15 protein-coding genes are annotated in these 12,058 nt (G+C 45.9%); 7 read left to right on the plus strand and 8 right to left on the minus strand.

Translation table 11 applies throughout. From position 1 onward, the window contains the following. Positions 1-101: 101 nt before the first annotated feature. From DCC85_RS22460 to DCC85_RS22470, 3 genes are all read left to right on the plus strand, one after another. Positions 102-695: an isochorismatase family protein gene (locus DCC85_RS22460; RefSeq protein WP_108467574.1), complete on the plus strand. Its 594-nt coding sequence runs from the start codon at positions 102-104 to the stop codon at positions 693-695. A 387-nt stretch (positions 696-1,082) separates the two neighbouring features. Beyond that, positions 1,083-1,448, plus strand: a complete 366-nt coding sequence (locus tag DCC85_RS22465; protein ID WP_108467575.1) for a RidA family protein — start codon at positions 1,083-1,085, stop codon at positions 1,446-1,448. 124 nt (positions 1,449-1,572) lie between these two features. Continuing rightward, a complete protein-coding gene (locus tag DCC85_RS22470) occupies positions 1,573-2,379 on the plus strand; it encodes a class I SAM-dependent methyltransferase (RefSeq protein ID WP_108467576.1) in 807 nt (268 codons plus the stop codon). A gap of 201 nt (positions 2,380-2,580) precedes the next feature. Here the strand turns inward: DCC85_RS22470 and DCC85_RS22475 are convergent, their stop codons facing one another. Then, the gene (locus DCC85_RS22475; RefSeq protein WP_108467577.1) at positions 2,581-2,916 is read right to left on the minus strand and encodes a winged helix-turn-helix transcriptional regulator; all 336 of its coding nucleotides are present in this window, start codon (positions 2,914-2,916) and stop codon (positions 2,581-2,583) included. A 105-nt stretch (positions 2,917-3,021) separates the two neighbouring features. Here DCC85_RS22475 and DCC85_RS22480 point away from each other — a divergent pair, with 105 nt between their 5' ends. After that, complete coding sequence (locus tag DCC85_RS22480; RefSeq protein WP_108467578.1) at positions 3,022-3,405, plus strand: RidA family protein; 384 nt, start codon at positions 3,022-3,024, stop codon at positions 3,403-3,405. A 50-nt stretch (positions 3,406-3,455) separates the two neighbouring features. Here DCC85_RS22480 and DCC85_RS22485 read toward each other — a convergent pair whose 3' ends face one another. Beyond that, positions 3,456-3,764 carry a YbaK/EbsC family protein gene (locus tag DCC85_RS22485; protein WP_234414283.1) on the minus strand — a complete coding sequence of 103 codons (309 nt, stop codon included), beginning with the start codon at positions 3,762-3,764 and terminating at the stop codon, positions 3,456-3,458. A gap of 133 nt (positions 3,765-3,897) precedes the next feature. After that, positions 3,898-4,374, minus strand: a complete 477-nt coding sequence (locus DCC85_RS22490) for a MerR family transcriptional regulator (RefSeq protein ID WP_108467580.1) — start codon at positions 4,372-4,374, stop codon at positions 3,898-3,900. A gap of 176 nt (positions 4,375-4,550) precedes the next feature. Here DCC85_RS22490 and DCC85_RS22495 point away from each other — a divergent pair, with 176 nt between their 5' ends. Next, positions 4,551-5,408, plus strand: a complete 858-nt coding sequence (locus tag DCC85_RS22495) for an SDR family NAD(P)-dependent oxidoreductase (protein ID WP_108467581.1) — start codon at positions 4,551-4,553, stop codon at positions 5,406-5,408. 75 nt (positions 5,409-5,483) lie between these two features. Here DCC85_RS22495 and DCC85_RS22500 read toward each other — a convergent pair whose 3' ends face one another. Next, on the minus strand, positions 5,484-6,308 hold the full coding sequence (locus DCC85_RS22500) for an NAD(P)-dependent oxidoreductase (protein ID WP_108467582.1): 825 nt from the start codon (positions 6,306-6,308) through the stop codon (positions 5,484-5,486). A gap of 59 nt (positions 6,309-6,367) precedes the next feature. Further along, on the minus strand, positions 6,368-6,754 hold the full coding sequence (locus tag DCC85_RS22505) for a MerR family transcriptional regulator (protein WP_108467583.1): 387 nt from the start codon (positions 6,752-6,754) through the stop codon (positions 6,368-6,370). Between the two features lie 327 nt (positions 6,755-7,081). Between DCC85_RS22505 and DCC85_RS23225 the strand changes: the two genes are divergently transcribed. Further along, the gene (locus tag DCC85_RS23225; RefSeq protein WP_199909954.1) at positions 7,082-7,747 is read left to right on the plus strand and encodes a hypothetical protein; all 666 of its coding nucleotides are present in this window, start codon (positions 7,082-7,084) and stop codon (positions 7,745-7,747) included. A gap of 257 nt (positions 7,748-8,004) precedes the next feature. On the opposite strand, the gene DCC85_RS22515 is transcribed toward DCC85_RS23225, so the two are convergent. Continuing rightward, positions 8,005-9,402, minus strand: a complete 1,398-nt coding sequence (locus tag DCC85_RS22515) for an MFS transporter (RefSeq protein WP_108467584.1) — start codon at positions 9,400-9,402, stop codon at positions 8,005-8,007. A gap of 114 nt (positions 9,403-9,516) precedes the next feature. On the opposite strand from DCC85_RS22515, the gene DCC85_RS22520 reads away from it, so the two are divergent. After that, on the plus strand, positions 9,517-10,404 hold the full coding sequence (locus DCC85_RS22520; protein WP_108467585.1) for a LysR family transcriptional regulator: 888 nt from the start codon (positions 9,517-9,519) through the stop codon (positions 10,402-10,404). Between the two features lie 281 nt (positions 10,405-10,685). On the opposite strand, the gene DCC85_RS22525 is transcribed toward DCC85_RS22520, so the two are convergent. Together DCC85_RS22525 and DCC85_RS22535 are read right to left on the minus strand one after the other, a co-directional pair. Next, positions 10,686-10,877 carry a MerR family transcriptional regulator gene (locus DCC85_RS22525; RefSeq protein ID WP_159081954.1) on the minus strand — a complete coding sequence of 64 codons (192 nt, stop codon included), beginning with the start codon at positions 10,875-10,877 and terminating at the stop codon, positions 10,686-10,688. A 593-nt stretch (positions 10,878-11,470) separates the two neighbouring features. Then, positions 11,471-11,752: an alpha/beta-type small acid-soluble spore protein gene (locus DCC85_RS22535; RefSeq protein WP_442789507.1), complete on the minus strand. Its 282-nt coding sequence runs from the start codon at positions 11,750-11,752 to the stop codon at positions 11,471-11,473. Positions 11,753-12,058 lie beyond the last annotated feature (306 nt).

Consider the following 12,058-nt stretch of genomic DNA (forward strand, 5'->3'; position numbering starts at 1 on the left):
ACAAAATCATGAACATAGAGTCAAATGACCTTTTCTTCAAAATATTGAACTACAGGTCACGCTGAAGCAAACTCAATTTCTTAGTTGGAGTGTGATTGATCTTGGAAGAACTTTTATTTCAATTTTCTAAGACGGCATTAATCGTAATCGACTTGCAGAAGTGGCTTGGAACCCAGTATGCCCCCCACTCGGCAGAACAAGTCGTCACCCGCGCCGCCGCTATGGTTCAAGCATTCCGTAAGGCAGACGCATTCGTTGGGCTTGTTCGCGTATCCACGAAAGACTTCAAAGATATGCCTCGTCCGTTACTGGATCAGGCTCCCCCAACCTTCAACCTGGTGCCTGGATGGGATGAAATTGTACCCGAAATCGGAGTCACTGACACCGACCATTTAATTACCAAGCGCCAATGGGGAGCATTTTACGGAACGGACTTGGATCTGCAGCTCCGCCGGCGGGGCATCACGACGATCGTGCTTTGCGGCATTGCTTCGGGTATCGGCGTAGATACCACTGCGCGTGAAGCCTTCGCCCATGGATATCAGGTAATTTTTGCGACAGATGCCATGACCGGCTTCAGCGAGGAGGAACATAACCACGTAATTAAAGCCATCTTCCCGCGTATTGGTAGAATCCGCTCGACCGAGGACATTCTTGCTTGCGCTGCGCTTCAATCTTATCCTGCATCTATATAATGGTAGCGGTAAAAATCCATTAAGAAGGGCTGCGACAGGCAAGATCCTAACCTGTCACAGCCCTCTCTCTTCTCTTCTCTTCTCTTCTCTTCTCTACTCTTCATCATCTTTTACCAAAAAAGCTCGTGTCATTTGTGATACGGCTCATCGCAACATAGTTAGGGGCAAACGAATAAATGCAATCAAACTTGAGGTGAGTTTTGAACACTACCCACCGTCTTTGGACTATTTTTATCTCATGATTGTTTCGATATAGCAGAGCCAAGAGGGGTTTAAGTTAATAATCATATTGAAATATATGGAAATGTATAGTATCATCACAAATAAAGAACGTATGTTCTTAATGTTTTTCATTATAATGGCTCTTTATGCTAAGGAGAGAAATATATGAGGGAAATTGTACGAAGTGATATTAACGAAGATTGGGTACATTCTGGCATTGTTGAAGCTGGGGATTTTGCATTCATAAATTACTGTGTTGGAAATATTGGTCAAGCTATTGAGAATCAAATTAATGGTGCATTCGACCATTTAGAGAGACGGCTGGAATCAATCGGTTTAACTTTAGAATCAGTCGTTAAGATTGATTGTATGTTCAGAGATATTTGGAATATACCTGTGATGGAAAAGGTAATCAAAGAGAGATTCAATGGTAAGTATCCTGCACGAAAATCAATACATACAGAATTTGCACATCGTGACGGAGAGGATGGACTTCAATTCCAACTTGATGCTATAGCATTTAAAGGTTAGTCTCACAATTAAACAGGCAGGCTGTGAAGTAGGTCACTATCTATAATGAGTGGGAGATTTGATTTCATGCCTAAAAAAGTCAAGCGGGTTGGTTGTGAAATTTATCCCTAGGGAGGGTATCTGCATGGACAATAATTCTGTTAGTAGAACAAACATCATAGGTGCTGGCGAGGCTGGTATCGCCGTCTCGGTCGATATGAATAAAAATGTTATTCATAAAACGAACAGCTTATTTTGGGATACAAAAGGAATTGATATTTTGGGGGCAACCTCACTTCCCTTATATGGAGCATTTGTCTCAGAAGAAAAATGCCAACTCTTTGGCGATGTCTCGGGGAAAAAATTGCTGGAGATAGGCTGTGGAAGCGGTCAATCTTTGCAATATATGGGGGGACGAAAAGCATCTGAACTATGGGGTATGGATATATCAGAAAACCAAATCGAAAAGACGAGGCAACATCTGACAGCTTACGGTCTTTCAGCAAATTTAATTTGTTCTCCGATGGAAGAAAAATGTGGGATACCAGAGGACTATTTTGACTATGTTTATTCAATCTACGCCATAGGATGGACCACTGACCTTGAGGGTACTTTTTGCAGGATCGCTTCTTACCTAAAAAAAGATGGCGTATTTATTTTCAGTTGGTCTCACCCTATACACAAATGTGTTGTTGCAGAAAATAATATGCTTACTTTTAAAAAAAGTTATTTCGATGAATCTTGGTATTCGGTATCTCTTGAAGAGAGTGAGCTAACATTATCAGATCGTAAACTATCAACTTATGTGAATGCGTTATCAAAAGCGGGGTTTGTCATTGAGCAATTGATTGAGGAATCTGACGATGAAATTATACAATCACAGGATAGCGGCTTTGCAAGAAAAGCAAAGATGCTTCCTGTAACGTTTGTCATCAAAGCAAGAAAACTATAACCCCCTTGAGATTGCGTTGGCGAAGCCTTAAACATTCTTTGGATTCCGTCATTCAAGACTTTTTACAATTGTTCGAAGAAGCGGACATCGAACCTAAAAAGAGACTTTCTCCACTCAATTACACTTTACGTACCGTAAACCAGATGCGTTCAGATCTGGATGCTGCCAAAATTTCTGGCACCTTGCAAAAATCCGTGAACCTCACCGATTCTGTGCTCCCCACTCACACAGCTGCTCCAATACAGGCAGCAGCGTCTGCCCTCTCGGTGTCAGCGAATACTCCACTTTGGGTGGAATCTGCGGATACTCCATGCGCTTAATCAGCCCGTCGGCCTCCAATTCCTTAAGCTGCGCGCTGAGAACCTTGTACGTCACCGCTCCGAGCTGTCTCTGCATTTCGTTGAATCGAATCGGCTGCTTGGCGGACACCAGATACAGAATTGCCATCTTCCACTTGCCGCCGATCACGGACATCGTATAACCGAATGGTGTGTCTTGGATTACCGTTTCCTTGCCCTTCAAATCGGAAATGCCCATGTTCACACTATCCTTTCGGATAGTAGCCCACTTCTTTGTGCGTACTATCCTTTTATTTTCGTCCAGTCTATACTAGCCTTACTTTAATGTAAAGGGGCTAAAGCAATGACGACCATTCAAACATACAACCATAATCTCTGGGATCACGGAATTTCGCAGGGATACCTTGCCGACAACACGCTGTATATCTCAGGACAGTTCTCCCATAACGCCGAAGGCGAGTTCGTCGGAGCAGGCGATATTCGGGCACAGATGAAGCAGACACTGGAGAATTTGGATGCCGTGTTACAAGAGTTCGGAGCAACGAAGCATAATCTGACCTACGTGGAGCTGTATCTGACGAATGCGCAGGAGCACGGGGAAACGGCGATCGAACTGTTCAAAGAGTATGTCGGAGAGCATCGGCCGGCGGGGAGCATGATCGGGGTGACTTACCTGGCATTTCCAGAACAGTGGGTAGAGGTTCGGGCTGTGGCGCATGTAGGCTAATCATAACCACCCGTCCAACGGGTGGTTTTCACTAGGGGTGTAACTCCCTGTTACCAAACTGCGCCTAAAGACGCTAGCCTGACCACAAAGCGTTCAGGCTCAGTGTACACGCCCTCAACCGTGAAATCCCGACCTGGAACGACGTTCCTTATATGAAAATCGCTTTCTTTTGCACCAGCTGCGCCACACTCCATTCGGGCTACAGCTTCATGTACAAGAAGGGGGATCGACAACCCGATCGGATCTGCAAACCCTATTGATGCACGTATAACCGATACGGTCGTCTCTGCATTCATTTCGTTAAACCGACTCCTGCTCTCCATGAACAATTCTACGCGTACCCAGCAACGACGTCCCACAACTTATCGCTATAAATAAGCGATTCTATGTGCATAAATACTTCCTTTCAAAACAAGCGTTCGACTCTCCTATCCAACAAACTTGCCGTTATTGTGATGCGATTCATCCCTTTTCCCCATTGGTATTGCTAGCTTATCTTGCAGAGGAAAAATAATTCATCTGAACAGCTGAGACCGGCTTTGATTTGGGTTCTATCATCATGTTTTCCGACACGCCGTCCTGATTTTCATCTGTGCAGTCCCGCCGGTATCTTCCCTCCTCCAACTTCACGTCGATAAAATCAACGACCTGCTGCAGAGAGGCGATTTGGCTGACGATGGTTTCCCGGTGGCTCCTTAATAGTTCCACCAGATCGGGATAATCCGCGGGGTCGGCATCGGCGGAGACCGCCAAAAAAGGCCGCATTTCTTCCAGCGGCATCGCGGTCTTTTTCAGACATGATATCAACTGGATCGTATCGATGTCCTCCTGTCGGTAGACCCGGTGCCCATTATCCCTCCGTTTTGCCCGGGGCAGTAGCGCAATCCTTTCGTAATATCGGATCGTATCTTCAGAAATCCCGGTCTGCTTGGCGGCTTGCTTTATCGTAAAAGTCGGCTCCTCCTTCATCCTGTACCCTCCCAGAGGCATTTTTTTTGTACATTATACATCTTGGTGCTGGCTCCAAGTCAAATCTCTTATCCTTTGGGCAAAACTTGGTCTTGCCGACTTGACTTGGTGTCAACTCCAAGTTATAGAGTGAGCATGATTAGAGGAAATAACCCGATATCAGGAGGAGATATGCTATGAGTAAGGGACAACGTGAAAATATCGCTGCGATAACGGGCGCAAGTGCCGGGATCGGACTGGAATTAACACGGAAGTTGCTATCGGAGGACTGGCAGGTGATTGCTTTGAACCGTTCCGACTTTCCACCGGACGATAGGAGAATCCAAGAAGCAGTCAAAGAGGGATGGCTTCGCATTTATAAAACGGCTGATCTTGCCGATTATGACAGCCTGAGTAGAGCTTTGAAGGAAATCAAACGCGAGGAGCAGCGGATCGATATTTTGTTCAACAACGCCGGCGGGTCCTTTCCGGAGCTGAGCTATTCGAAACAAGGACGCGAAAAGCATTATGAGCTGATGACGGTCGTTCCGTATATCATTCTAATGGAATTGAAGGAACTCATAAAAAACAGTCGCTTAAAAACGGTGATCAATACCTCATCTTCAGCGCTAAAATTCACGAAAGAGTTTACTATCGAAAGTCTGGAGCGCCCTAGAGTCTTCCGCAAACTGATTGGTCCTTACGCTACCTCCAAGCTAGCGCTCTCGCTGTGGACTCAGGCCATCGCGCCGCAGCTTGCCAAGGACGATATCAAGATCCGCAGCGTTGACCCAGGCAGCAACAATACGCTAAGAAAAGGGAAAAAAACGGGACTGCCTCTATTAGTTGTCCCGTTGATGAAGCTGTTCTTCTCTCCGCCAACCCACGGAGCAGGCAGGCTGTATGAAGGTGCCCTCGGGGAACACCGGAATGAAACCGGCGTATTTTTGCTGAAAGGTCAGGTTGCGGAAGTTAAATTTATAGATCAAGCCCGAGACGTTCTCGAAAGGGTGAATACGATTTATGAACATGAGTTTTTACAACATCATATTTAACTCTCATGGCCTTCTTTGCTTCTGAAACTTGACTAGCAGGGTTATATAAGCGTGCGAATAACATCGACCGCAGTCTTAGGATCTGCTCCGATCTCTATTCTCTAGCATATCAAGCAGCAGGCTGGCAAGCGGAGCCGGGAATTGTGTGCTTTGCGCCGCCGACAGAAAGAGACCGACATCCTTCTGCGGAATTTTGCTTTCAGATACGGATGCTGACTTTTCGGCAATCATATTGCCGTAGCTTTGATAGATTGGGGCGGTAAACATTGTGCTCGTAAGCATATTAACCGCAGCAGTGGGATCAACACCGCTGCGCTCAGCTATTCCTAGTGCTTCTTCCAGTGAACGTGCGGCAGAGACAATAAGAAAGTTACCGATCAGTTTGATGATTACAGCCGAACCGGCTTCCTCGCCAAAGTCAAAGATCCCCTTAGCCCCCATCGCATCAAGTATCGGCCGGACCCGCTCCTTTGCTTCCTTGGGACCCGCTATTGGAATCCACAATTGCCTGGCAGCGGCTGCCTCCGGCCGTCCAAAGATAGGTGCCTCAACATAGACGGAACCATGCCGCGCGTGCAGATCCGCCAGCTTCCTGCCCGTATCCGGCGACACGGTGCTCATTGATACATGAATACCGCCTATGCCCAGGCGTTCTAGAAAATCTTCGCTTTTGACGACGTCTTCCAATGCCTCATCGTCCCAAACCAAGGTGACGACGATGCCACCGGTTGTCACGGTGTCAGCTGGACGAACCGCCTGCAGCGCACCTTGGGCCAAGAGCGGCTCCGCTTTTTCTGGGGTTCGGTTGTATACGGTCAATGCATATCCTGCTTGGAGCAGATTGGAAGCAACTGGAAAACCGAGCAGTCCGAGTCCGATAAATCCAATGTTTTCTCTCATGAATTTAACCTCCTTAGGATACTAAACATTACCTTAACGTCATGTTTAGGGTAAAAAAATTAATCGCTATCATTGGCCTCGAGCCATCGCTCGAAACGTTCTATATGTGACTGCAAATCGCTTCGGAACTGCCCGAGCGCTTCAAGCTTCTGGTCCGTGTCGGCCAGATGCTGGCGCAGTATGCCGAGGACTTTTCGCTTTGGCAGCACCCCGCTCGTATCCGTAAAGTAAAGCTCGATTACATCCCGAATTTCCTCCAAACTTAGGCCAATCTTCTTCAACTGATCGATCTTATGCAGACGAGCAACCGTTTCTTCCGTGTAGTAATGATGACCATTGCCTTCGCGCTCGCCAGATGGAAGCAATCCAATGCTCTCGTAATAGCGAACCGTGCGCTGGGTTACCCCTGCTCGTTCTGTCAAATCTCCAATGCGCATGCGGTTCATAATGTATCACTCCTTTCAAGATATAACATGACGTTAACGTCATGTTTGCATGATAGCATTGGAGATGAAAAAAGTAAATACACCTGAACTTCGCCCTACTTGTGATAGGGTTCTCCATAACATCTATAAGGCGAAGTCGAAAGGCACCCATCGGGTGCCCTCTACTCCTTACTATATCATAACGAATTGCTTCAGGCGTTTCTTGTTATACCTGGTAGACTATAATAGGATATATACGGGAACTAAAAGCTTGGAGACAAATGAAAATTGCTGTGTAGTTATACCTTTTTAGATTAATCAAAATAAGAAATATGGAGGTGAAGCGATATGACAGATTATCCAACTGGCAAGGAAATTTTCCAGGAATGTTGTTCCAGGATTGCAGCGGCCTGCGCGCCATGCGGTTTCAAATACAATAAATCCAGAAGAAAGATGATTAAATCAATCGGTCCCTTTACAGCTGAGATACGTTTTTTAAGTCACTCTTCCAATATAGCCGGCAGTTATTTGGAGTTTAATACCAATTCCCGGATCCTAAATACGCACAGCGGAAAAGTATACTGGGAGATCAGCTTGAGCAGCTTCCGGGATAAAGGCAAGGTATGGAATTTGGCCACGGAAGCCACTCGAGAGCGGGAACTGGCAGAAATAATCACGTTGATTCAAAATAAGGTCGCTCCATTGATGAACAGGTACGAGACTAATCTTGAGGAGATCCTCGAGGAGGTCATCCAGAATGGATGGTTTTTGCCGAAGGCGTATCCAATGGAATTCTATGTGCTTGACGTTCTAGACCTAGTGGTTGATTTCGGCTCACCTGAACAAATACGTGAATGCGCGCATCGATACATCCGCCACTTACCGGAAGAAATGCAGAAAACCTTCGAGAACGATTATAATGCATATCAACGGGAAGGACAGGCTGCAAGCACAATACAATTTCGTAAATTAATCCCTATTATGACCGAGCGCAACATTTCACTACCACTATAAAATGAAAGGATACCGGCTAGCGCAATCCACGGCTCATGCCGATCCTTAAATGCAATAACTTTTCACTTGCTGAAGAATCTAAAGCGACTGGATCAGTCGCCAAATTCAGCAGGCTTTGAAACAATTGTTTTTTTGACAATAGTCATTCGTAACGCATAATGCCTCAAACAGACGTTTTTTAAGGATCTCCAGGCAGTAAACAGCAGTTTTCGCCCTTACTTATGATACGGTTCACCCCACCAACTCCTATTTTTGATTTACTTGCCTGTGCTCGGTTCGTTCAATTGCCCTGAATACCGGAGCCACACACTCATCAATACCAATACCAATGCGATTACCGTGAGGAAAACCCCAAGCAGTCGAAATCCTGCGAAGTTGAAAGTACCCCCCATAATAATGCTTGTCAATATTGAAGATAAAATCGTACCGAAATACCTCGATGTATTGAATAGTCCGGATGCCACACCGGCTATCTCTTTTGGAGAGCTCTTAAATAAAGCTGCCTGCATACCAACGGCGTTCAGCCCGTTGCTAAAACCGAATACAGCTAACGCCAGGCTCACAACGATAACTGGAGAAGTTTCCGTCCATGTCACGATCCATACCGAACCCAATACCATCAGTATTGCCGATACAATCAATGACGGTCTAGGTCCCGATTTATCGACCCATTTTCCCGCTATGGGAGATGCCACGATCGAGCTCAATCCCAAGGTGAGCATCAGAATCCCTGTCTGGAATTCACTGACATGGCGTACCATTTGCAAGTAAGATGGAATCCCGAAAAAGAGCGCATAATAAAGCAAGTTAACGAGCATGTATTGAATATTGACCCAAGTCATCGCCGGATATTTGGCGAAAGTGCGAAAAGGAATAAAGGGCGACGTCGTTTTTAACTCATGTCGAACGAAAGTCCCCAGCACCAGAAGGCCGATCAATCCGATAATTATATTCCACATGGAAGCATATCCAGATGATTTCACCGACAGCAAGCTGACAAGCAAGGCAACCAAACCAACTGCGAAGAGTAAAGTACCTGACACATCAATCACACTCAGCCATTTGCGAAACGACATGTCGCGCGAGACCGACGTTGCCGGTCCATCCTTGGGAATCATCTTCCAGGCCAGCAGAAAGCTTGCCACCACGAACGGAATGTTGACGATAAAGATCGCTGGCCAGTCCCACCATTGAATCAATACCCCTCCGGCAAAGGGGCCTATTGCCGCCGCGCCAGATAGGAAAATCGACAAGCCGGCCAGCGCAGACGCTTGCCTTTCTGTAATATGGACGCGTACAATCGCCGTTCCTACCGCTATCAGCATACTCGTTCCGATCGATTGCACAATTCGGGACACGATAAGCCATCCAAAATTCGGCGAAAATGGAGCCAGTATAGAAGAGAGCAAAGAAACAACTAAACCCGCAAGAAATATCTTCCTTCGGCCGAATAAATCACTAGCCTTGCCCATGACAGGCTGGGCAATCGCACTGGCAATGTAAAAAGAAAAAACAATCCAGGAAACTGCCGTATAATCAATGCTATACACATGTTGCAGTCTGGTGATAGCAACAGAAATCATTGAGGAGTTTAACGGGTTTAGTAATATTCCCAATCCAACAGATATCATTAGCCACCTGCTGCGAGTATTCATTTTTGTCCCCCCTTATGTTTGTTACATAAATATCTTACTTGAAATCAATCATTTACTCTAACGCATTATAAGTTATGATATCATTGATTATAAGGAATGATAGGGGGTTAGAATGTGGAGCTGTTGCAATTGCAGTATTTTCTGGCGGTAGCTCGATTGGAACATGTGACCGAAGCTGCGCGAAGTCTACACGTAACCCAATCGTCGCTAAGCAAAACGATTCAACGCCTCGAAGAAGATTTGGGAGTCCCTCTATTTGATCGATCAGGAAGGAAACTGCGATTGAATGAGTTTGGAAACAGATTCCTTCGCCGAGCGGAAAGAGCTTTGTTTGAATTAGAACAGGGGAAACAGGAGATTAACGATTTGTCCAATGCAGAATTTGGCACACTCGAGCTGGCGGTAACTGCTGCAAGCAAATTGCCCCAGATTCTACGAGAATTTCTAAATAACCGGCCTAATATTCAATTTCATGTGCAAATGCTGACCACGCAGGAAATGATCACACTCTTACATCGAGGTGAAGTCGATTTTTGTTTGTCCTCCCCTCCGATCCAAGGAGAGGATATCGAATGTCAAGTTGTCTTTATAGATCCTATCCTTGTAGCTGTCCCTCTTGGGCATCGTTTGGCGGATCGAAGCAGCGTAGCCTTGACAGAACTTAAGGACGAATGCTTTGTCGGTGTAAAAAGAGGCTACGGCACTCGCGATTTAGTGGACTCTATATGCAAATCGGCTGGATTTTATCTTAAATATGTGTATGAGGGGGATGAACCTACAAGGTTAGTCAGTCTGGTAGAAGCCGAAATCGGCCTTGCTTTTATACCAAGCACAGCCAAGATGTCATGGGAAAAGATCAAATATATACCGGTTGAAAATCACGAACTGGTACGCGAAATCGCTTTGCTATGGCATAAGAGTCGGTACATGTCACAAGCTGCTCTGGAGTTTCGCAAGGTCGTTCTGGATTATTTCGAGGTGCTATCCAAGCAGTCCACTTAATCTTACAGTCTACCCTTTCATGATGAGCCACACCGCAAGGATCACTTCATTGGCGATCTTCGTTAGAAGCCCCAAAATTTCACCCTACTTGTGGTACGGTTTTCCGCGTTGCCTGAAACTGCAAGTTTAGGCCACCCCAAATGGGCGGCCCTTTTTTCGGATAGGCGGAAAAGGAACGGAGTGCGCAGGACGTTCGACCGCTTGCTCCAGTAGCGCTTTGAAGTTCGCTAGCCGGGTGATCTTTTCGTCGATTTCTGCGATTTTAGCAACCGTGTGAACCTTCAACTCTTCCGAAGAGAAGTAGCTCTCTGCTTGATCAACCGGATATCCTCAACGGCGGACTTGGTATACAACCGATACCCCGACCCGCTTCTGGCCGGCTTTGGCAGCAGCTCGCGCTTTTCGTAATATTTGACGGTTTCCAGGTTGACGTTTGCCGCTTCGGCCACTTGACCGATCGTGAATCTTTCCATCGCGTTGCCTCCTCCCTTCATTTAGGATAAATCCCGGACTATGGTACCAGGTCAAGCGATTAATGGCCGAAGAAAAAAGCTTGCCCTTATTTGTGATATGGTTCAGCTTAACGGATTCATCGGCGAAAAATGCTCTGCGGGCGCGTAGCCGCCAACCCTTTATAACTATTCAAGGGCTATGATCAAGTCATAATTCGCATAAATCGTATGGAATTAACGGTATAAATAAGTGTAAAGCGGAGATGTTTGTTGAGGGGAAGCCTCTTCCACCTGGGTTTTGGTGGAAGAGGCTTTCTTTCACCGTTCATCGTACAAGAAACTTTAACCAGAGTAGAACCGCCATCTACCACAATGATCTGACCGGTGGAATATTTCTCGCGCATTCCTGCCTCAATCCCTAGCAGATTATACATCACGTCGACCCCAAAAGCACGTCGGTCGGTGCCATCTCCTTACTCGGATTCCCCACTTGGTTTGACAGTGTAAAATGAAAGACAAGACAAATACCCCTTCTTGTGAAAAGGGGTAAGTTATCGTCATAAAAACCACCGGATGTTATTTCAAGCCAGTGCTCAGAAAGTTTCAGTTCAGGATTACTCCCTGTTCGCTATTTGCTCCTGAGAGAGACGGATCAATTCCCTAACCATGGAACCGCCAATTTTGCCACCGACATGGCCTGCTGATTCTGTTGTCAGTTGACCATTGTTTCCTGGGTAAAGAGGCACACCAAGCTCCTTCGCCACTTCGTATTTTACATCGTCTGGTTGATTCGGATTTACGATATATCCTTCGCGCTTCATTACATCTGCTTTGAACGCTTGCATTCCCTGTTCGACCCCTGGCACCGCATATTTTCTCCTTCTTCTTGCCATCATACAGCACTCCCCTCGATGTTATTCCATAACATGCCCGGAAGCACAAAATTTCATCCCTATTCCCTAAAATTTATGAGTTGAATCATCATCACCTCTTAATCTCCCGATCAAAGAACTTTTGATTAATTTACTAAAGACGAAGAAGCTGTTTTTGCACTTCTCACTTGCTGAAGAATCTGAAGCGACTGGATCAGTCGCCAAATTCAGCAGGCTATGAACAATTGTTTTATTGACAATAGTCATTCGTAACGCATAATGCCTCAAACAGACGTTTTTTAAAGATCTCAAGGCCAGGAAACAGCAGTT

It is taken from the genome of Paenibacillus sp. CAA11 (genome assembly GCF_003060825.1).
Taxonomy (GTDB): domain Bacteria; phylum Bacillota; class Bacilli; order Paenibacillales; family Paenibacillaceae; genus Fontibacillus.

Coding starts and splice junctions, on each gene's coding strand:
- DCC85_RS22475 (WP_108467577.1), bottom strand. CDS start 2,916: ATGGGCATTTCCGATTTGAAGGGCAAGGAAACGGTAATCCAAGACACA.
- DCC85_RS22500 (WP_108467582.1), bottom strand. CDS start 6,308: ATGAGAGAAAACATTGGATTTATCGGACTCGGACTGCTCGGTTTTCCA.
- DCC85_RS22505 (WP_108467583.1), bottom strand. CDS start 6,754: ATGAACCGCATGCGCATTGGAGATTTGACAGAACGAGCAGGGGTAACC.
- DCC85_RS22535 (WP_442789507.1), bottom strand. CDS start 11,752: ATGATGGCAAGAAGAAGGAGAAAATATGCGGTGCCAGGGGTCGAACAG.
- DCC85_RS22525 (WP_159081954.1), bottom strand. CDS start 10,877: ATGGAAAGATTCACGATCGGTCAAGTGGCCGAAGCGGCAAACGTCAAC.
- DCC85_RS22470 (WP_108467576.1), top strand. CDS start 1,573: ATGGACAATAATTCTGTTAGTAGAACAAACATCATAGGTGCTGGCGAG.
- DCC85_RS23225 (WP_199909954.1), top strand. CDS start 7,082: ATGACAGATTATCCAACTGGCAAGGAAATTTTCCAGGAATGTTGTTCC.
- DCC85_RS22480 (WP_108467578.1), top strand. CDS start 3,022: ATGACGACCATTCAAACATACAACCATAATCTCTGGGATCACGGAATT.
- DCC85_RS22515 (WP_108467584.1), bottom strand. CDS start 9,402: ATGAATACTCGCAGCAGGTGGCTAATGATATCTGTTGGATTGGGAATA.
- DCC85_RS22465 (WP_108467575.1), top strand. CDS start 1,083: ATGAGGGAAATTGTACGAAGTGATATTAACGAAGATTGGGTACATTCT.
- DCC85_RS22495 (WP_108467581.1), top strand. CDS start 4,551: ATGAGTAAGGGACAACGTGAAAATATCGCTGCGATAACGGGCGCAAGT.
- DCC85_RS22490 (WP_108467580.1), bottom strand. CDS start 4,374: ATGAAGGAGGAGCCGACTTTTACGATAAAGCAAGCCGCCAAGCAGACC.